This window comes from Agrococcus sp. ARC_14, from assembly GCF_022436485.1.
Taxonomy (GTDB): Bacteria; Actinomycetota; Actinomycetes; order Actinomycetales; family Microbacteriaceae; genus Agrococcus.
Map to the genome: position 1 here is coordinate 611,657 of NZ_JAKUDO010000001.1, position 19,679 is coordinate 631,335.

19 protein-coding genes are annotated in these 19,679 nt (G+C 71.4%); 12 read left to right on the forward strand and 7 right to left on the reverse strand.

Annotated elements, in window-relative coordinates; genetic code table 11:
- Positions 1-42 precede the first annotated feature (42 nt).
- Positions 43-768, reverse strand: coding sequence for a GntR family transcriptional regulator (locus tag MKD51_RS03115; protein WP_240238041.1), 726 nt, complete (start codon positions 766-768; stop codon positions 43-45).
- A 221-nt stretch (positions 769-989) separates the two neighbouring features.
- Here MKD51_RS03115 and MKD51_RS03120 point away from each other — a divergent pair, with 221 nt between their 5' ends.
- The gene (locus MKD51_RS03120; RefSeq protein WP_240238043.1) at positions 990-2,402 is read left to right on the forward strand and encodes an HNH endonuclease signature motif containing protein; all 1,413 of its coding nucleotides are present in this window, start codon (positions 990-992) and stop codon (positions 2,400-2,402) included.
- A 78-nt stretch (positions 2,403-2,480) separates the two neighbouring features.
- On the opposite strand, the gene MKD51_RS03125 is transcribed toward MKD51_RS03120, so the two are convergent.
- Positions 2,481-2,867: a MerR family transcriptional regulator gene (locus tag MKD51_RS03125; RefSeq protein WP_240238045.1), complete on the reverse strand. Its 387-nt coding sequence runs from the start codon at positions 2,865-2,867 to the stop codon at positions 2,481-2,483.
- A 164-nt stretch (positions 2,868-3,031) separates the two neighbouring features.
- Here MKD51_RS03125 and MKD51_RS03130 point away from each other — a divergent pair, with 164 nt between their 5' ends.
- Positions 3,032-4,561 carry a SulP family inorganic anion transporter gene (locus MKD51_RS03130; RefSeq protein WP_240238047.1) on the forward strand — a complete coding sequence of 510 codons (1,530 nt, stop codon included), beginning with the start codon at positions 3,032-3,034 and terminating at the stop codon, positions 4,559-4,561.
- 66 nt (positions 4,562-4,627) lie between these two features.
- On the opposite strand, the gene MKD51_RS03135 is transcribed toward MKD51_RS03130, so the two are convergent.
- Together MKD51_RS03135 and MKD51_RS03140 are read right to left on the reverse strand one after the other, a co-directional pair.
- Entirely contained in the window at positions 4,628-5,380 is a 753-nt protein-coding gene (locus tag MKD51_RS03135) for a GPP34 family phosphoprotein (RefSeq protein WP_240238048.1), read from the reverse strand.
- Between the two features lie 34 nt (positions 5,381-5,414).
- The gene (locus MKD51_RS03140; RefSeq protein WP_240238050.1) at positions 5,415-6,200 is read right to left on the reverse strand and encodes a MerR family transcriptional regulator; all 786 of its coding nucleotides are present in this window, start codon (positions 6,198-6,200) and stop codon (positions 5,415-5,417) included.
- Positions 6,201-6,355: 155 nt separating this feature from the next.
- Here MKD51_RS03140 and MKD51_RS03145 point away from each other — a divergent pair, with 155 nt between their 5' ends.
- Both MKD51_RS03145 and MKD51_RS03150 read left to right on the forward strand, forming a co-directional pair.
- Positions 6,356-6,769 (forward strand): TIGR03618 family F420-dependent PPOX class oxidoreductase, encoded by a 414-nt coding sequence (locus MKD51_RS03145; RefSeq protein WP_240238060.1) that lies wholly within the window; start codon positions 6,356-6,358, stop codon positions 6,767-6,769.
- An 80-nt stretch (positions 6,770-6,849) separates the two neighbouring features.
- Positions 6,850-7,350 (forward strand): HNH endonuclease signature motif containing protein, encoded by a 501-nt coding sequence (locus MKD51_RS03150; protein WP_240238063.1) that lies wholly within the window; start codon positions 6,850-6,852, stop codon positions 7,348-7,350.
- Positions 7,351-7,362: 12 nt separating this feature from the next.
- Here MKD51_RS03150 and MKD51_RS03155 read toward each other — a convergent pair whose 3' ends face one another.
- Positions 7,363-8,121: a glucose 1-dehydrogenase gene (locus tag MKD51_RS03155; RefSeq protein ID WP_240238064.1), complete on the reverse strand. Its 759-nt coding sequence runs from the start codon at positions 8,119-8,121 to the stop codon at positions 7,363-7,365.
- A gap of 40 nt (positions 8,122-8,161) precedes the next feature.
- Positions 8,162-9,799 (reverse strand): amidohydrolase, encoded by a 1,638-nt coding sequence (locus tag MKD51_RS03160; protein ID WP_240238067.1) that lies wholly within the window; start codon positions 9,797-9,799, stop codon positions 8,162-8,164.
- A gap of 155 nt (positions 9,800-9,954) precedes the next feature.
- Here MKD51_RS03160 and MKD51_RS03165 point away from each other — a divergent pair, with 155 nt between their 5' ends.
- The gene (locus MKD51_RS03165; protein ID WP_240238070.1) at positions 9,955-11,301 is read left to right on the forward strand and encodes an MFS transporter; all 1,347 of its coding nucleotides are present in this window, start codon (positions 9,955-9,957) and stop codon (positions 11,299-11,301) included.
- A gap of 97 nt (positions 11,302-11,398) precedes the next feature.
- Positions 11,399-12,172: an FCD domain-containing protein gene (locus MKD51_RS03170; RefSeq protein ID WP_240238073.1), complete on the forward strand. Its 774-nt coding sequence runs from the start codon at positions 11,399-11,401 to the stop codon at positions 12,170-12,172.
- A 6-nt stretch (positions 12,173-12,178) separates the two neighbouring features.
- Here MKD51_RS03170 and MKD51_RS03175 read toward each other — a convergent pair whose 3' ends face one another.
- Complete coding sequence (locus MKD51_RS03175) at positions 12,179-13,477, reverse strand: FAD-dependent oxidoreductase (protein WP_240240809.1); 1,299 nt, start codon at positions 13,475-13,477, stop codon at positions 12,179-12,181.
- An 83-nt stretch (positions 13,478-13,560) separates the two neighbouring features.
- Between MKD51_RS03175 and MKD51_RS03180 the strand changes: the two genes are divergently transcribed.
- The 6 genes from MKD51_RS03180 (at position 13,561) to MKD51_RS03205 (ending at position 19,676) form a co-directional block, all read left to right on the forward strand.
- On the forward strand, positions 13,561-13,902 hold the full coding sequence (locus MKD51_RS03180) for a metalloregulator ArsR/SmtB family transcription factor (RefSeq protein ID WP_240238100.1): 342 nt from the start codon (positions 13,561-13,563) through the stop codon (positions 13,900-13,902).
- 10 nt (positions 13,903-13,912) lie between these two features.
- The gene (locus MKD51_RS03185; protein ID WP_240238102.1) at positions 13,913-15,109 is read left to right on the forward strand and encodes an MFS transporter; all 1,197 of its coding nucleotides are present in this window, start codon (positions 13,913-13,915) and stop codon (positions 15,107-15,109) included.
- 23 nt (positions 15,110-15,132) lie between these two features.
- Positions 15,133-16,026, forward strand: a complete 894-nt coding sequence (locus MKD51_RS03190) for a LysR family transcriptional regulator (RefSeq protein ID WP_240238104.1) — start codon at positions 15,133-15,135, stop codon at positions 16,024-16,026.
- 108 nt (positions 16,027-16,134) lie between these two features.
- Entirely contained in the window at positions 16,135-17,433 is a 1,299-nt protein-coding gene (locus tag MKD51_RS03195) for an aminotransferase class III-fold pyridoxal phosphate-dependent enzyme (protein WP_240238106.1), read from the forward strand.
- Entirely contained in the window at positions 17,430-18,920 is a 1,491-nt protein-coding gene (locus tag MKD51_RS03200; RefSeq protein WP_240238108.1) for an NAD-dependent succinate-semialdehyde dehydrogenase, read from the forward strand. Before MKD51_RS03195 ends, MKD51_RS03200 begins: the two co-directional genes overlap by 4 nt.
- The gene (locus MKD51_RS03205) at positions 18,921-19,676 is read left to right on the forward strand and encodes a glucose 1-dehydrogenase (protein WP_240238110.1); all 756 of its coding nucleotides are present in this window, start codon (positions 18,921-18,923) and stop codon (positions 19,674-19,676) included.
- Positions 19,677-19,679 lie beyond the last annotated feature (3 nt).

The following is a 19,679-nucleotide window of genomic DNA, read 5'->3' on the forward strand; positions in this document are numbered from 1 at the left end:
TCTGAATCAGTTGGTGGTTCGTGCGACTTCGAGCGGGCAAGATCAACTCGGCTGGCTCTCGGGGTCCGAGTACTCGATGTAGAACTCCATTGCGCCGGGCCGCAGATAGTAGGCAGCAGACTCCGCAATGCGGCCGTCTGACTGCCACATCATGCGGCGGCGCTTCAAGACACAGATGCCTGGCTCGATGTCGAGCAGAGACGCGATCGGCCCTTCCAGCAGAACCGGGTCGAAGTACATTCGCGAACGCGCGATCGCCACGCCTTGGTCGGCGAAGTACTGCCGCACGGAGACGTCCTCAAGCGCTTCGTCGAGCAGCTCCGGCGTGAGCCGGAACGGGAGCACGGCGATCTCGACGACCAACGGCTCGTCGGTCTGCACGTCGTGACGCACGCGGATGAGTTCGATCACCGGTTCGTTCGTGTCGACGCCGGGCAGCTCGGCGTGGGCCTTGCCCGCCGGCATCACCGAGGCGGACACGACCCGCATCCGCCCGGGAATCTCCGTCGCGCCGATGCGCGGATCGACGGACCGCATGACGTTGATCTGTCGGGCCCCCTCAGCGACATGCGTCCCGACACGCTTCCGTCGTGTGACGAGGCCGGCGAGCGCGAGCTCATTGAGCACGCGTTGAGCGACGGAGCGGCTCACCCCATGCTGTTCCTGCAACTCCGCTTCGGTTGGCAGCTTCGCGCCGGGCGCGAGCTCGCCCGAGGCGATCTGGGCCTCGAGGTTGGCTCTGATCTGCAGGTAGCGTGGCGTCGACATGCAATGACCGTACATTCATGCAATTGACCGGTCAATAGGTGTTACCGGATCGTGACCGTCGCCACACTGACCCGGTTGGCCCACGGCTGACGGCCCGCTTTGCTGCAGCGGATCGGCCAAGGGCCGCGCTGATCGCTTCGCGTCGGCCGGCCGAATCGACGTTCTCCACAGGCGCCGCTCACGCGCCTTCGCGTGTGGGCGGCACCTGGTTCACTGCATGCATGTCGACGGATGCGGTGCAGCAGCCGGGCGCGGAGAGCGGCCCGGAGTGGCTGCGTGGGCCGCGGCCGGCAGAGCTCGCAGCCGCGCTCGAGTCGACCGAGCCGGAGGCGGCTCCCGCGCCGGTGACGGCCCGTGCGGTCGCGGAGACCGCGATCCGCGCGCTGGTGGAGGTCGATGCGGCGATCGCATCCCTGCAGGCGATGCGCACGCAGCTGCTGGCCGGCATCGGTCATGTGGCGATCGACGATGCACTCGCCGAGCGGCTGGATCCGGCGGTCGGGCTGCGGGATGACGCGTGCGAGATCGGGCTGCTGCAGCGGCGCTCCGACCGCACGGTCGAGGGCGAGCTGACGCAGTCGATGCTGCAGATGGAGCGCTGGCCTGCCACGATCGCCGCCTGGGGTCGGGCGAGCATCCACCGCGGCCACGTGCGCGTGATCGAAGACATCGGAGCGCCGCTGCGAGATGCGGCAGAGCGGGCCGCCTTTGAGGCGGCGCTTATCCCGCAGGCCGAGCAGACCACGCCCGGTCGGCTGCGGATGCTCGCCCGACGCGAGCTCGAGCAGTACCTGACCGAGCCGCTCGCGGCCCGGCATGCAGAGGCGCGCACGCAGCGCGATGTGACGGTGACCGACCTCGACCACGGCATGAGCATGGTGCGGGGGCTGCTGCCGACGGTGCTCGCCCACGGCATCGTCGACCGGCTCACGCAGATGGCGCGAGCGACAGGTGCCGACGACCCGCGGTCGTTCGCCGAGCTGCGTGCCGACCTGTTCGCCGATCTGCTGCTGACGGCCGACCCGAATGGCGCGGCGATCGCGGGCATCACGGCGCTCGTCTCGGTGGTGATCCCGACCAACGTGCTGCTCGGCGACGACCAGCAGACGGGTGACGACGCGGTGGCGCGGCTGTCGAACGGCGCACCGATCGATCCTGAGACCGCCAGGCTGCTCGCCGGCCGCACGAAGCTGTGGACGCGGCTGTTCACCGACCCGCTGCGCGGGCACGTGGTCGCCGTCGACAGCTACAAGCCGTCGCGCCGGCTGCGGGCACTGCTCAGAGCGCGCGATCAGCACTGCAGATGGCCCGGCTGCACCGCGAAGGCGGTGCGGTGCGACATCGATCACACCGTCCCCTGGGCCGCGGAGGGCAAGACCGAGCACGGCAACCTCGCCCACCTCTGCCGCCGGCACCACGTGCTCAAGGGCGCGCAGCTCTCCGGCGCTCGCCGGTGGAAGGTGGAGCAGGTCACGCCCGGCGTGCTCGCCTTCACCTCACCGACGGGCGAGGTCTACATCGACCAGCCGCCGCAGGTGGGGCCCGTGTTCGGTGAGCGTGCACCCGAAGCTGCGCCCGAGCCGGCATGGGGTGCAGTCGTCGCTGGTGCCCAGCGGGTCGACCTGCCCTTCTGAGGCCGCGCTCGCTCGGCCCATGAGCCTGCGGTCACCCGGCCTGCGGTCGCCCGGTCTGCGACGCCAGAGTCGCTTGACCTACGAGCCTGCGTCGGCGGTGCCCGGCTCGATGCGCCGCAGGAACTCGTCCGCCGCCGCGAGCTGTCCGGCGAGCTTCTCGCGGCGCTCGTGCGATTCCGTGCGGAAGTAGTCGGCGCGGTCCGCAGCCATGCCATCCAGCGGCGCCTCGGGTGAGACATCGAGCGCTCGCGCGAGCTCGCCCATCTCCTCGAGCGAGAAGCCGAGCGGCTTCATGCGCATGATCAGCCGCACCCGCTGCTCGTCGTCACCGGTGTAGAGCCGGAAGCCGCCCTCGGTGCGACCGGATGCGTGCACGAGGCCGACCTCGTCCCAGTGCCGCAGCGTGCGCAGCGACAGACCGGTGCGCTCCGCCAGCTCGCCGATGTGCATGATCGCTCCCGCCATTCCACAGTCCTGCCTCAACTCTACCGTCACGTTAGGGTAGAGTCGTGCCGGTCGCACTCGCGACCACGCCATCCATTCTCGCCTGTCAGCTGGATGTGCACCGCGCGACGACGCGCCCCACACTTCCCCGCAGCGGCATGCCGCGCGATCCTCCAAGGAGTCCCATGACCATCGCCACCCGCGAGCGCACTCGCTACCGCGACAACCCATCCGTCCTCACCGTCTTCAAGAGCCCGCGCCTGCTCACACGCGAAGCCCTCGCAGGCCTCGTCGTGGCGCTCGCGCTCATCCCCGAGGCCATCTCGTTCTCGATCATCGCCGGCGTCGACCCGGCCGTCGGCCTGTTCTCCTCGGCCGTCATGGCGATGTCGATCGCCTTCCTCGGCGGTCGCCCTGCCATGATCACCGCCGCCACCGGCGCGGTCGCACTCGTCATCGCGCCGATCATGCGCGAGCACGGCTTCGACTACTTCATCGCCACCGTGCTGCTCGCGGGACTGCTGCAGATCGTGCTGGGGCTGCTGGGCGTGGCGAAGCTCATGCGCTTCATCCCTCGCAGCGTCATGGTCGGCTTCGTCAATGCGCTCGCCATCCTCATCTTCCTGGCGCAGATCCCGCAGCTCGTCGGCGTGCCGTGGCTCGTCTACCCCCTGGTCGTCGTCGGGCTGCTGATCCTGGTGCTCATGCCGAGGCTCACGAAGGTGGTGCCGGCGCCGCTGTTCGCGATCGTGCTCATCACGGGCGCGGTGCTGCTGTTCAGCTGGCAGGTGCCGAACGTCGGCGACCAGGGCCAGCTGCCCACCAGCCTGCCCGCGCTCTTCTTCCCCGACGTGCCGTTCACGCTCGAGACGCTCGGCATCATCGGGCCGACCGCGATCGCGATGGCACTCGTCGGGCTGATGGAGTCGCTCATGACCGCCAAGCTCGTCGACGACGTCACCGACACCCACAGCGACAAGACGCGCGAATCGTGGGCGCAGGGCGTCGCAAACGTGCTCTCCGGCGTCTTCGGCGGCATGGGCGGCTGCGCCATGATCGGCCAGACCATGATCAACGTGAAGGCCTCCGGCGCCCGCTCGCGCATCTCGACCTTCCTCGCCGGCGCCTTCCTGCTGGTGCTCGTCGTGGCGCTCGGCGACATCGTCGGGCTCATCCCCATGGCGGCGCTCGTGGCCGTGATGATCATGGTGTCGGTCGGCACCTTCGATTGGCACAGCATCCGCCCCTCGACGCTGCGACGGATGCCCGTGTCAGAGACGCTCGTGATGGTCGTGACCGTCGTGGTCGTCGTCGCCACGCACAACCTCGCGATCGGCGTGATCGTCGGTGTCCTCGTCGCCATGGTGCTGTTCGCGCGGCGGGTGGCGCACTTCGCGTCGGTGACGCGTTCGGTGACGGATGCGGAGTCGGATGCCGAGGGACACGGCGCCGTCGCGCACTACACGGTGGAGGGCGAGCTGTTCTTCGCCTCCTCGAACGACCTCACGACCCAGTTCGAGTACACCGATGACCCCGACCACGTGGTGATCGACCTCTCGCGCTCTCACATCTGGGATGCCTCCACCGTGGCGGCGCTCGACGCGATCGAGACGAAGTATGGGCGGCTCGAGAAGACCGTCGAGCTGCGCGGGCTGAACGCCGCGTCGGTGTCGATGCGCGAGCGGATGTCGGGGCAGCTGGGCGGCGAGGCCTGAGCGGTTCGAGCCCCGGGTCGAGCGAGCGCGGAAGCCGCCGCCGCCGCGCCCGCTCGGCCGCCAGCCCTACGAGCGCGGCAGCACCGCCGCCGCGACGACCACATTGCTCACGATCGTCGCCGTCATGGTGCGGGCGACGGCCGCCGCCGCAGCACCCGCGCCCCAGTCGCCCTGCTCGAGCTCCTTCGCGCGCGCGATCACGGGTGAGGTCCACGGGATCTCGCGGTAGAACTGCGGCATCGTGCCGCTGCCCGAGAACAGTGCAGCGAGCGCCGCGATCCGCGGGCTCGGCTCCGCGCCGTCGACGAGCACCGCGCGCACCTGCGCCATGAGCGTCGCACGGCGCTCGCCGCCGTCGCCCTCGAGCACGGTCGTCTGGAACAGGCCCAGCGTCTTGCGTGTGCCCTCGCGGATGTCGCCGCGCTCGATGAGGCGCGCGAGCACCGGCGTGCGCAGCGTCGGTCCGATCGCCGCCAGCACCGTCTGCACGCCGCGCGGCTTCTGAGCGATGTAGTCCCAGGCCGAGCGCAGCAGGGGGTCGGCCGGCGCGATCTCGGTCGTCTCGACGCGTGCGGCTCGTGCGCCGTCATCGGTGCGCACGTGGCCGCCGAGCGCGAGCTCGGTCAGCACGGCACCGCCGAGCACGTAGAAGAGGATGTTCTCGCCGGCGATCGCGCCGACGCCCTGCTGCAGGCCAGCATCAGGCTGGAAGAGCAGCAGCATGAGGTCTTCCGCGAGCATCGGCTCTCGCTGCTGCGGTGCGGGGTCGGATGGGTCGGGCTCGGCGCCGGGCGTCGGCTCCTGCGGTTCGGTGGTCATGGTGTCCAGTAGGCACCGTGTTCCTGGCACAGGGTCAAGCGTCGGCGGATGCGTCCCCGTCGTCGGTCACAGGCGGCTCGTCTCGCGCGTCCGCCTCACGCGCCGCCAGCTGTTCGTGCGCGAGCAGGCTCGCTCGCACCATCACGTCGAGCTGCGCAGGGTTGTAGAGCTCGACCACTGCCTCGACGAAGGTAGCCTGCGTGACGTGCTCGCTCTTCGACAGATGCGCGGCAGGGTCGCGCAGCCACGGGTAGTCGATGAAGTGCTGCGCGAGCCGCGGCGCGAGCTGCTCGGCGATCAGCGAGCGGGCCTGCTCGTCGGCGTCGGGCGCGAGCGCGTTGAATGCGGCGTCCTCGTCGACGTCGTCTTCGACCATCTGCCGCAGGTCGTCGAGCGCGTCACGATCGTAGAGCTGTGAGTAGAGATGGATGATCGAGGAGTCCGCCTCCGACAGCTGCGACGCGACCGCCTCGAACCCGCGCGGGGAGTCGGCCGGCGCGCGGCCCTCGAGGATCGCCACGATGTCGGCGCGCGCCTGCTGCAGGTGCTCGATGCGTGCGGCGAGCTCGGCGTCGACGGCGCGCAGCGCGTCGCCGGTGCTGTCGCCCCCGTCGCGCATCTCGCCGATCTGCGAGAGCGGCACACCCAGGTCGACGAGGCGACGGATGCGCAGCAGCCGCACGAGGTCGCTCACGCCGTACTGCTTGTAGCCGTTGACCCTGCGTTCGGGCACCTCGAGCAGTCCTAGCCGGTGGTAGTGCCGCACGGTGTTCACCGTGGTGCCTGCCAGCTCGGCGAGCTCACGCGTGCTCCAGGCCATCGGCAGCTCCCTCTCGTGGTGCGGATGCAGGTTCGACCCTACGCAACCGGTGCCTTGCCTGGCTGGGCTCGGCCGTGCCGTCATCGGGCGTCGATACGCTGGCGACGCGTGGCCGCGCACGGCCCCGTGCACGCCGAACGGGAGGACTGCATCCGATGCAGGCATGGACCGAGATCGCCCACCACTTCTCGACCCAGAGCGTCGCCCACCTCGCGACGCTCGAGGCCGATGGCTCGCCCCAGGTCGTGCCGCTGTGGATCGATCGGCACGGCGAGGAGGAGCTGGTCTTCTTCACGACCGCCGGCTCGCGCAAGGATCGCAACGTGACCCGCGATCCGCGCGTCGCCGTCTCGATCACGGCGCCCGAGGATGCGTACGTCATGGCGACGGTGCGAGGCGAGGTCGTCGCGCGCATCGACGGCGACGAGGGCATGGCGATCGTCGATCGGCTCTCGCAGCAGTACACGGGTACGCCATACCCGGTGCGCGAGGGCTTCGTCGCGTTCGTGATCCGACCGAAGAAGTGGTGGTCGCGCGACTTCGGAGCGGACGAGGCCAGCCCGAGCTGACCGCGAGGGGCCGAGCCGACAAGCGCACGTGAGCATGCTGTTGGCGCCCCGGTGTCGGCGGCGCAGGAGATGATGGCGTCATGGATCTCGCCGGCCCTCTCGTGCAGGGCTTCGCCGCTGTCATCACGCCGCATCTGTGGTGGCTGATCCCGCTGCTGCTCGTCGTGATCGTCATGCGGTTTCCCATGCTGGGTCGCGGGCCGAACTCGTCGCGCCGGGATCCGTGGCGCGGCTTCAAGTTCGCTGCCCGCACCGCGGTGATGGATCGAGCAGGTCGACGCTGCGAGGCGGGCGCGCTCCTCGCCTGGGGCCGCTGCGGCGACCCGGCCGTCGAGGTCGACCACGTCATCCCCTGGTCGCGCGGCGGGCCCACGGTCGTCAGCAACGGCCAAGCACTGTGCAAGGCGCACAACCGCTCGAAGGGGTCGTGGGTGCCGCCGTGGTGGTACATCCTCGGCCTCGAGCGCCGCCGCCGCGGCTACGTCCCGGCGGGGTCGGGCGTGCGGGTGCTGGCCGTGATGAACGACGACGAGCGGGCGGCGCGAGAGCGCTGGGCGCAGCAGCGCACCGCTCGACCCTAGGCCGCTGCCCGCCTACCGCGCCGTGTAGCCGCCGTCGACGGCGATGCTCGCGCCCGTGACATACGCCGCCTCGGGGGAGGCGAGGTAGGAGACGGCCGCGGCCACGTCGTCCGGCGTCGCCAGCCTGCCGAGCGGGATGCCGCCCAGCGTGTCTGCCAGCGCCTGCTCTGGGTCGGCCTGGTCGCCCAGCCAGTCCTCGATGAGCGGGGTGCGCGCCATGCCGGGCGCGACGGCATTGACGCGGATGTTGTGGGGCGCGAGCTCGACGGCGGCACTGCGGGTGTGCGCGGCGAGCGCGCCCTTCGACGCCGAGTAGGCGCTCAGCGTCGGCACGCCAGAGCTCGCGAGCCTCGAGAGCATGTTGATGATCCCGCCCTCCCGTCGCGGGATCATCGCTCTCGCCGCCGCAGCCGTCATCGTCATCGCTGCGATCGTGTTCAGCGCGAAGACCTCGGCGAGCTCCTCCGGCGGCGTGTCCACGATGAGGCCCGCGTGCCTGCGCCCCGCGTTGTTGACGAGCACGTCGAGCCGGCCGAAGGCATCCATCACCGCGCCCACGATGCGGTCGGGCGCGCCCGGCTCGGTCAGGTCGCCCGGCACGAAGAGCGCATCGCCGAGCGAGGCGGCGACCTCGGGAGGGGGCGCGTTGCGGCCCGTGACCGCCACGCGCAGGCCGTCTGCCTGGAGGCGCACGGCGATCGCTGCTCCGAGCCCCGAGGTGCCGCCGGTGACGAGTGCGACGCGGCGGGTGTCGCCGGTTGTGTCGGTCATGGGATGCCTTTCATGGCGAGGGGGATGCGGGAGTCGGGCGCTACCCGACGTCGGCGTCGCGATGCGTGAAGGCGCCGCCTGCGAGCGTGGCGCGCACCGGGATCGCGTGGATGTCGGACACGGCGACCTCGCGCGGGTGGGCGTCGAGCAGCACCATGTCGGCGAGCTGACCGGGAGCCAGCCGGCCCTTGCGCGCCTGCTGACCCGTGACCTCGCTCGAGCCGACGGTGGCGGCGTGCACCGCCTCATCCACCGAGATGCGCTCGTGCGCGCCGTAGTCGAGACCCTCCTCGCTGCGCCGCTCGACGAACGACTGGATGCCCAGCAGGGGAGCGCCGGGCGCCACCGGGCGGTCGGAGGAGAAGGCGAGCGGCAGGCCGGCGTCGAGCTGGCTGCGCGCGCGGATCGACCACTCGCCGCGCTGCTGCCCGACGGGGCCGCGGATGCCCTCGCCGAAGGAGGGGATGAAGCTCGGCTGCACCACGCAGGCGACCTGCAGCGCCGCGAGCCGCTCGAGCTGGTCGGGTCGCACGACCATGCCGTGCTCGACGCGGTTCGGCACCGACGGGGTGCCGTTCGCCCGAATGGCCTCCTCGATCGCGTCGAGCGCGAAGTCGAGGGCCGCGTCGCCGACGGCGTGCAGCGCGAGCGACCAGCCGGCCGCGGCCGCTTCGAGGACGCGCGTGCGCATGATCTCCGGATCGTCCTGCAGGTAGCCGTGGTAGCCGGGGCAGCCCTCGTAGTCCTCGCGCATCTGCGCGGTGCGGCCGAGGATCGAGCCGTCGGTGAACACCTTCACCGGGCCCAGCTGCAGCCAGTCGTCGCCCCAGCCGGTGCGCATGCCGGCGCCGAAGCCGCGCCGCGCCGCCTCGTCGGCGTGCCCCGGGATCGCCTGCAGCGCGTCCATCACGGGCATCACCTGCATGCGGGTGCGCAGCAGGCCGGCATCCCGCGCCGACTGGTAGGCGGCCAGCTCTGCGGGGGCGTGACCGATCCAGCCGCCCGCGACCCCCGCATCCGTCACGCTCGTCAGCCCTTCGCGGGCGTAGTGCTCGGTGGCGAGCGCGAGCGCGCGTTCGATCGTGGCCAGCGGGTAGGGGAGCAGGATGTCCTGCACGAGCGTCATCGCGCGCTCCTCGAGCACGCCGGTGGGCCTGCCGGCGTCGTCGACGCGGATGACGCCACCCTCGAGGGCGGGCACGTCGCGGTCGTCGACGCCCGCGAGCGCGAGCCCGGCGGTGCTCGCCTGGCCGGAGTGGCCCGAGGCGTGCTTGATCCAGACCGGGCGACCGCCGCTCGCGGCGTCGAGGCGGTCGCGGTCGGGGTGGGTGCTGCCGAGCAGCACCGGGTTGTAGCCGGCGGCGACAACCCACGCGCCCGCCTCCGTCGTCTGCGCCTGCGCCTCGATCACGCGGTAGATGTCGTCGAGCGAGGTCACGGCCGAGAGATCGGCGTCCATCAGCGTGGTGCCGAACCAGACGCTGTGCGCGTGCACGTCGTTGAAGCCCGGCAGCAGCGCCAGGCCGCCGGCGTCGATCGTCTCGCGGGCCTCGAGCCCGTCGAGCTGCTCATCGAGCGCCACCACGCGGCCGTCGAGCACGGCAAGCGCGCTCGCCTCCGGCCGCTCGGCATCGCGGGTGTCGATGCGCGCGTTCCGCACGATCAGGTCGACGATCATCGGCTGGCTCCTTCGAACGGATGCGCAGTCCGGTCGGCCACAGGATCGTTCTGGACCCGAAACGCGCGCGTCACAAACATCATATGTACTATCTACACCACGGCAACGAAGCCGAACCCGTGGCACCCCTGCCCGTCCCCTCGGAGATGCACCCTATGGCAACCAGCACAGCACCCAGTTCCCCGTCCGCGGCCCAGGCGAACGTCAAGCGCCTGCGCCGTGTCGCGATGACCTCCTTCATGGGCACCGCGATGGAGTGGTACGACTACTTCATCTACGGACTGCTCGCCGCGCTCGTGTTCGACGAGCTCTTCTTCCCGAGCTTCGACCCGGCCGTCGGCACCGTGCTCGCCCTGCTGAGCTTCGGCATCGGCTTCGTCGCCCGCCCGGTGGGCGCGGTCATCTTCGGCCACCTCGGTGACCGCATCGGCCGCAAGAAGACGCTCATCATCACGTTGCTGGTGATCGGTCTCTCCACCGGAATCATCGGCCTGCTGCCGACCTTCGACGCCATCGGCTTCGCGGCTCCCATCATCCTCACCGCGCTGCGCTTCATCCAGGGCCTCTCGCTCGGCGGCGAGTGGAGCGGCGCGGTGCTGCTCGCGGTCGAGCACGCCCCGGCCAAGCAGCGCGCGTTCTACGGCGCGATGCCGCAGTACGGCTCGCCGGTCGGCACCCTCGTGTCGTCGGGTGTCGTCGCAGCCGTGACGCTGCTGCCCCACGATCAGCTGCTCGCCTGGGGCTGGCGCATCCCGTTCCTGCTCTCGTTCGTCTTCCTGGCCGTCGCGCTCTACATGCGCCTGCGCGTCGAGGAGTCGCCGGTGTTCACCGATGTCGTGCAGGTGCAGGTCGCCGAGAAGATCGCGCAGGAGCACCGCAAGCCGCTGCCGCTCGTCGAGGTCTTCCGCCACGCGGGCGGCAGGGTGCTGATCGTCATCGCCACGGTGCTGTTCGCCTCCGGCGGCTTCTTCCTCATGACCACCTACGCGGTGAGCTTCGGCACCGGGGAGCTCGGCATGGAGCCGTGGCAGCTGCTCACCGCCACGATGATCGGTGCGGTGCTCGAAGCCGTCGGCATCTACATCGGCGCGAGGCTCGGCGATCGCTGGGGCGCCTGGAAGACCGTCGCCTACGGCGGCATCCTCGCGGTCGTGCTCGTCGTGCCCATCGCCTTCATGCTGGGCTCGGGCGTCGAGGTGCTGGTGATCGCCGCGATCGCGATCGGCATCGGCATGCTCGGCATCCCCTACGGCCCCCTCGGCACGATGCTGTCCGAGCTGTTCCCTGCCCGCTACCGCTATTCGGGCGTCGCCGTCTCGTACAACATCGGCGGCATGATCGGTGGCTTCGTGCCCTCGATCGCCGGGGCCTTCGCCCTTGTCGTCGGCAGTGCTGTCGTCGTCATCCCGGTGCTGCTCGGCATCATCATGCTGCTGTGCGTGATCGGCGGTTTCATCGCCGGCCACGTGCTCTCGCGCCAGCAGGAGACGATCGAAGCCTGACGCCCCGTGCTGCTGCACCGCCGCGACGGCGGTGCAGCAGCCTCGGCATCCGCAGCGCGTCGATACGATGGATCGCCGCATCGAGAAGGAGAGCCCCATGACGGTCAGCTCGGCGGTGCGCGATGCGTGGTCGGGCGCGGCGAGCGCGGTCGGCGATCTGAAGAGCGATCGGGTGCGTGCCGTGCTCGAGCAGCAGATCCTGAGCGGCGAGCTCGCCACGGGCACCCTGCTGCCGCCCGAGCCCGAGCTCAGCGAGGCGCTGGGCGTCAGTCGCACGGTGCTGCGCGACGCCGTGCGCGCGCTCGTCGCCCGCGGGCTGCTGACCGTGCGGCAGGGGAGGGGCACCATCGTCGCCGAGCCCAGCGACGCCGCCCTGGCCAGCGCCATGGTCGCGCTGCTGGCGCGCTCGACGGTCACGGTCGGTGATGTGATGGATGCGCGCATCACGATCGAGACGATGCTCGCGCGGCTCGCGGCCGAGTCGGGCACGCAGGACGACTGGGATGCGCTGGCCGCCCACGAGCAGGCGCTCATGGGCGCGATCAGGGCAGGGGACGACGTCGCGGCGCACCAGGCGCACGCGGCGTTCCACGCCGGCATCCTGCACGCGACGCACCAGCCGGCGCTCGCCCTGATGCTGCACCCGATGAACAAGGTCGCGCTGCTCACGGGCGCAGCGTCGGTGCGCCGCGGCGCGATGGAGGACTGGGATCTCGAGGCGCACCGGGCGATCCTGGATGCGCTGCGGCTCGGCGATGCCGATGCCGCAGCGGAGGCCATGCGCAGGCACTTCGCCGACCTGGCGAAGTCGCCGCTCTACCTCGAGCTGCTCGGCCGCCCCTTCGCCGAGGCGTACTTCAGCGCCCCGTAGGACCGGCTAGGGACGACTCGCGATCGTCACCTGCTGCGGCGTCGCAGGAGCCGCGCAGCAGCCGCCCGCGTCATCGAAGCTGCCGCTGCCGCCGCACACGCCGGTCGCCGGGAGCACGAGCTCGTTCCGTGCCGCCGCGGCATGGTCGCCTGCGAGGTGGGCGACCACGCTGCGGACCTGCTCATAGCCCGTGAGCGCGAGGAAGGTGGGGGCACGCCCATAGCTCTTCGCCCCGATGACGAAGAAGTCCGGCTCGGGCTGGGCGAGCTCGGCCACCCCGGTCGCGGCGACGGTGCCGCACGAGTGCACGTTGGGATCGATCTCGGCCGCGAGCGCCGCCACCGAGTCGAGCGACGGGTCGATCGCGACGCGCAGCTCGGTGAGGATCGAGAGATCTGGGCGGAAGCCCGTGAGCGCGAACAGCCGATCCACCGGGCCGACCGCACGGCCGTCATCGGCCAGGATCTCGATGCCCTCCCGGCCATCGCGGATCTCCGTCACGCGGAACCCCGTGACGACCTCCACCGCGCCGCGCTCGATCGCCCTGCCCGCGCGGACGCCGAGCGCCGCGCGGTGCGGCAGGGCGTCGGCCTCTCCGCCGCCGAGCGCAGCGGTGGCGCTGCCGCGGCGGAGCAACCACGTCACGCGCGTGCCGGGCGCCCGGTCTGCGAGCTCTGCCAGCCGCAGGACGGTGTGCACGGCGGAGTGCCCGGCCCCGACGACCGCGACGTGCCTGCCCGCGAGCTCCGACACATCCGCCGGGATCCGGTAGTCGACCCTGGCCGCCGCGGTGATCTCGCCCATCGCCGGGAGGCCGTCAGAGCCGGCGGGGCCCGGCGTGCTCCAGGTGCCCGAGGCGTCGAGCACGGCGCGTGCCAGCAGTCGCTGCTCGTTGCCTTCGGCATCGACGACCCTGACGGCGAACGGCTGCTCGGCACGGCCGCTGTCGATCACCTTGTCGCGACCCAGGCGGGTGATGCCGGTGACCTCGTGGCGGGTGCGAACGCGATCGCCGAGGGCCGCAGCGAGGGGATGGAGGTAGTCGCGCACCCAGGCGGAGGCCTTGGGGTAGCCGCTGCTCGGGATCGGGTGGCCGGTCGCCTCCAGCCGTCGGCGGCTCGCGCTGTCGACGAGCTCGTCCCAGGCGGAGAACAGGCGCACGTGACCCCACTCGGCGACGGCGGCGCCGGCGATCTCTCCGCGCTCGAGCACCAGCGGCTCGAGCCCTCGCTCCAGCAGATGCGCTGCTGCGGCGAGGCCCTGCGGGCCGGCGCCGATGACGATCACGGGAAGTTCGGCCACGATGGGCTCCTCACATCGAAAGGTGTCGATGGGACGAGCATGTGTGACGCATCGACGTTTGTCAATGCGTGTGGCACACTGAGCGCATGACCGCGACCTCCGTGACCGCTCCGTCGTCATGCTGCGCACCGGCCGAGGGGGCGGGACTCAGCATCGACGAGGCGCAGCCGCTCGCGAGCGTGTGGAAGGCGCTCGGCGACCCGACGCGCGTGCGCCTGCTGTCGCTCATCGCTGCGGGCGAGGGTGGCGAAGCATGCATCTGCGACCTCCAGGAGCCCGTCGGGCTCTCGCAGGGCACCGTGTCGCACCACATGCGCATCCTCGTGGAGGCAGGGCTGGTAGAGCGAGAGCAGCGAGGCAAGTGGGCGTACTACTCGGTCGTCCGTCCTGCGCTCGACGATGCGGCCGCGGCGCTGCGAGCGCTCTGACGTCTGCCGCATGCCTTCCCGCTCGGCCGCCGCGACGACCGCATCGCTGCGCTCGCGTGGCGACGGGCGACTCGCTGCGCTCGCGGTCGGGCAGGTCATCAGCTGGGGCATCCTCTACTACGCGCTGATCGTCGCCGCCCCCGCGATCGCCGTGGACACGGGCTGGTCGCTCGTGGAGATCACGGTGAGCTTCTCCATCGGCCTCGTGGCATCGGCGATCGCGGGGATCGTCGTCGGCCGACTCCTCGACGCCGGCAGCCCGCGCATCGTCATGACGCTCGGCAGCGTGGTCGGCGCGGCCGGGCTGGTGGTCGTCAGCACGGCTGGCGACCTGCTGGGCTTCACCGCAGGCTGGATCATCGTGGGCGTCGGGCAATCGGCGGTGCTCTATCAGGCGGCGTTCACCGTGATCGCGCGGCGGTCTCGCGATCGGCGCCGCCGCACGATGACGATCGTCACCCTGGCGGGCGGGCTCGCCTCCACGGTCTTCGCCCCGATCGTCGCCGGCCTGCTCTCGGTGCTGGACTGGCGCGCCACGCTGCTGCTGCTCGCCGTGCTGCTGTGTGCGACCACGACGCCGCTCCACTGGCTGAGCCTCGAGCGCCGCTGGCCACCGAGCGCGCCCGCGGCTCCCCACGATGCAGACCACAGCCTCGGCGAGGTGCTGCGCACGCGTCGGTTCTGGATGCTCGAGCTCGCGATGATCGCGCTGACGGCGTCGCTCTACGGCGTCACGCTCGCCGTCATCCCGCTCTTCGAGGAGAAGGGCATCACCTATGTGCTCGCGGCCTGGGCGCTCGGGCTGCTCGGTGCTGGGCAGGTGATCGGGCGTCTCCTCTATGCCGTGGTGCCGCACGGAACCGCGCTCTGGGTGCCGCTCGCCGTGACGGCCGGGAGCGCGGCGGTCGTGCTCGCGCTGCTGGCCATCGTGCCCGGCCCGCCGTGGCTCCTGCTCGTGCTCGGCATCCTCGCCGGTGCGGTGCGCGGCGCCTCGACGCTCGTGCAGGGGTCGGCGGTGGCCGACCGATGGGGGACCAGGAACTACGGTGCGATCAATGGCGTCTTCGCCGCGCCGATCACCGCCGTCGCCGCGGCCGGGCCGGCACTCGGCCCGCTGATCGCGACGGCCACGGGCTCCTACGCGGCGATGGGTGTCGCTGCTGCGGGCCTCGCGCTCGTCGCGCTCGCCATGGCGCGCTTCGCATGAGCGCCGCGCCGTAGGCTACGGCTGTGCTCGACCTCCATCGCCTGGTGCTGCTGCGGGCCGTCGCGATGCACGGCAGCATCACTGCTGCGGCTCGCGAGCTCGCCTACAGCCACTCGGCGATCTCGCAGCAGCTCTCGCTGCTCGAGCGCGAGACCGGCGCGGTGCTGCTCGAGCGGGTGGGCCGCACCTCGCGACTGACGCCGGTGGGGCTCGAGCTCGTGCACAACACCGAGGCCGTGCTCGCCGCCATGGAGCGCGCCGAGACCGAGCTCGCCGCATCCCACGACCAGCCGCGCGGCGTCGTGACGGTGGCCGTGTTCACCTCCATCGGCCGCATCGTGATGCCCGCCGCGCTGCAGCGGCTGGCCGAGACGCACCCGGGTCTGGATGTGCGGCTGCGCCGATCCGACCCGCAGGACTCCGTGCAGCGGCTCGTCTCGCGCCACGTCGATGCGGTCATCACCGACACCTTCCCCGGCACGCAGCTCTCGCCGGTCGGCGGCGTGCACGCATCCGTGATCGGCAGCGATCCGGTGCGCGGCTACCTGCCGGAGGCGCTGGCCGGCGCGCCCCTCGACCGCATCCCGTGGGTGATGGAGCCACCCGAGGCCGCCTCGACCCAGTGGGCGCTGCGCGTGTGCCGCGAGCGCGGCTTCGAGCCCCGCATCGCGCACGAATCCTCCGACATGCTCTTCCACCTGCGGCTGGTCGAAGCGGGCCTCGCCGCCGCCTTCCTGCCCGACCTCGTCGTGCGCGAGGCAGGCAGCGCTCTGGTGGCGAGCCCGCTCCTGCCTGCCAACGAGCACCGCGAGATCCTGGTGCTGACCCGCATCGGCGCCGAAGCGCATCCGGCATTCCTCGCCGTGCGTGAAGCGGTCGCGGACGCGCTGGCCGCATATGTCATCGAAACCGACTGATACCGGTCATCAACCGTCGCTTTACGTAACCGTTCGAGAGCCCTAGCGTTGCCGGTGGCCAGCCATGTCGAGCTGGTCACGCCAAGATTCTCGAGACGAGGAGAAGCGATGACGCTCACCGACCCCACCACCGGCACCCAGCCAGGCACCGTGCTCGACGGGCCTGCGCTCTGGTCTGCCCAGGCGCACATCCCCTCGGTGCTGGGACGCCAGCTCGTCATCGAGCGCGGCGAGGGCTCCTACGTCTTCACCACAGATGGGCAGCGGCTGTTCGACGGCACGGCGGGCCTGTGGCACGCCAACGTGGGTCACTCGCACCCCGAGATCGCCAAGGCCGCGCACGACCAGATGCTGCGGCTCGAGACCTATCACGTGTTCCAGCGCTATGCGAACGACCGCGCGATCGAGCTGAGCGAGCGCCTCGCGCAGATCTCGCCGATCGACCGCCCGAAGGTGGTGCTGAACTCCGGCGGCTCCGACGCGATCGACGTGGCCTGCAAGCTCGCCCGCCGCCACTGGCAGCGCGAGGGCCGCGGCAGCAAGCAGATCATCCTGAGCCGCGAGCACAGCTACCACGGCCTGCACGCCTACGGCACCTCGATCGCCGGCCTCGACTTCAACCGCGAGGGCTTCGGCACCGACTCGCTCGTGCCCGAGACCGCCCGCGTCTCCTTCGACGACATCGCCGCGGTCGAGGCGCAGATCGAGCAGATCGGCGCCGACAACATCGCCGCCATCTTCACCGAGCCCATCCAGGGCACCGGCGGCGTGAACCCGCCAGCACCGGGCTACCTCGAGGGCCTGCAGCGCCTCTGCCGCGAGCACGACATCCTGCTCGTCGTCGACGAGGTCATCACCGGCTTCGGTCGCACGGGCGAGTGGTTCGCTGCGCAGCGCTACGAGCTCGAGGCCGACATGGTGACCTTCGCCAAGGGCGTCACCAGCGGCTACGCCCCGCTCGGCGGCGTGCTCGTCGCGCCCCGCATCTGGGAGCCCTTCTACGTCGACTCGCCGGACACGCCGATCTTCCGCCACGGCGCCACCTACGCGGGACACGCCACGGCGGCAGCGGTCGCCATCGCCAACCTCGACATCATCGAGCGCGACGGCCTGGTGCCGCGCGTGGCCGAGCTCGAGCTGGTGCTGCGTCGCGAGCTCGAGGCGCTGCAGCAGCGCCAGGAGGCGGTCGTCGACGTGCGCGTCGCCGGCTTCCTCGGCGGCATCAGCCTCGACGAGCGAGTCGTGAACGACCGCGTGCTCGACCACGCGCTCGAGCTCGGCGTCATCACCCGCTCGCTGCGCGGCAACACGCTGCAGCTGAGCCCGCCATTCATCGTCAGCGATGCAGAGGTCGTCGACTTCGTCGCGGCGATCGAGCAGGCCATCACCAAGGAGGCTTCCCGATGACCACCACCGACCTGCACACCACCGCCGCGCTTATCGCCGCGGACGCATCCGCCGTCGCCCACGCCGATCGGGTGATCGCCGGCCTCGGCCTGCCGACCGATGGCATCGCTGTCGGTGACCCCGCGACGGGCGAGCAGATCGCCCAGATCGCAGACATCGACGTCGACGGCGCCCTGCAGGCGGTCGCGACGGCGGATGCGGCGGGTCGCGCATGGGCGCGCACGACGCCGCGCCAGCGCGCCGACGTGCTGCACGCCTGGCACGCGCTGCTCGTCGAGCACACTGAGGATCTCGCGCACCTCATCACGCGTGAGATGGGCAAGCCGCTCGCCGAGTCCCGCGCCGAGGTGAAGTACGGCAGCGACTTCGTGCGCTGGTACGCCGAGGAGGCAGTGCGCCCCGCCGGCAGCTTCCGCGAGGCCCCGGACGGCGGCGCGAACATCCTCGTGCGTCGTGCGCCCGTCGGGCTCGCGGTGCTCATCACGCCCTGGAACTTCCCGCTCGCGATGGCGACCCGCAAGATCGCACCGGCCATCGCCGCCGGCTGCGCATCCGTCGTGAAGCCCGCGTCGCTGACGCCGCTCACCACGATCTACGCCGTGCAGCTGGCGCTCCAGGCGGGTGTGCCGGCCGATCTCGTGCAGGTCGTCACGACCTCGAGCTCGTCGAAGTTCAGCGAGGCTGTGCTGCGCGACTCGCGCGTGCGCAAGGTCTCCTTCACCGGCTCCACCGAGGTCGGGCGCACGCTCATGCGGCTCGCTTCCGACACCGTGCTGCGCTCGTCGATGGAGCTGGGCGGCAATGCGCCGTTCCTGGTCTTCGACGACGCCGACCTCGAGCGCGCCATCGACGGCGCATTCGCGGCGAAGCTGCGCAACAGCGGCCAGTCGTGCATCGGCGCCAACCGCTACTACGTGCAGGAGGGCATCGCGGACGCCTTCGCGGAGGGGCTCGCCGAGCGCTTCCGCCAGGTCGCCGTCGGCGCGGGCCTCGGCACCGGCACCACGCTCGGGCCGCTGATCGACGACCGTGCCGTGCGGCAGATGCGCGCGCTCACCGACGACGCCGTCGCGCGCGGCGCCGATCTGCTCGCGGGCGGCACCGAGCTGGGCGACGCCGGCCACTTCTTCGCGCCGACCGTGCTCGACAACGTGCCCGCCGACTCCGACATCGCCGGCACCGAGATCTTCGGGCCGATCGCCGCGATCCAGCGCTTCACCACCGAGGCCGAGGCCATCGAGCGCGCCAACGCGACCGAGTTCGGCCTCGCCGGCTACGTCTTCAGCGAGAGCCTCGACCGGGCGCTCAACGTGGCCGATCGGCTCGAGACCGGCATCCTCGGCATCAACCAGGGGGTGCCGTCGAACGCGGCAGCGCCCTTCGGCGGCGTGAAGCAGTCGGGCCTGGGCCGCGAGGGCAGCGCGGAGGGCCTCGAGGAGTACCAGTCGGTGCGCTTCTACAACATCGCCCGTCGCGAGACGCGCTGAGTGGAGGCCGAGCAGCGGGTCGCGCTCGTCACCGGCGCCACCTCCGGCATCGGCGTCGAGATCGCTCGGACGCTGGTGGCGGATGGGCTGCGCGTCGTCGTGAGCGGACGCTCGGCCGAGCGGGGCGCGGCCGTGGCCGAGCAGCTCGGCGACGGCGCGGCCTTCCTGCCGGCTGACCTCACCGAGCCCGGGGCGGCGGAGGCGCTGGTCGAGGCGATCCTCGGCAGTCACGGCCGCCTCGACGTGCTCGTCAACAATGCCGCGATCGACCACACGGGGCCGCTGCTCGACACCCCGGCCGGCGAGATCCGCGACACCTTCGAGACCAACGTGTTCGCTGCGATCGCCTGCCTGCAGGCGGCCGGCCGCGCCATGCGCGACGGCGGCCGCGGGGGATCCATCATCAACGTCACCTCGCGGCTCGCGAGCATCGGCGTGCCGAGCATGGCGGTCTACAGCGCCAGCAAGGGCGCGATGCTCGCCCTCACCACGGCCGCCGCCGTCGAGCTCGCGCCGTGGGACATCCGCGTCAACGCGGTCGCGCCCGGCATGACGCGCACGCCGCTGTTCGAGGCGTGGGTCGGCGAGCAGGCCGACCCGGCAGCGACCGAGCGGCAGGTCGCCGCGGCCATCCCGCTGCAGCGCATCGCCGCGCCCGGCGACGTCGCGGCAGCCGTCGCCTTCCTGGCCAGCCCCGGCGCGGCCTACATCACCGGCACCTCGATCCCGGTCGACGGCGGCTATCTCGCGCAGTGACCG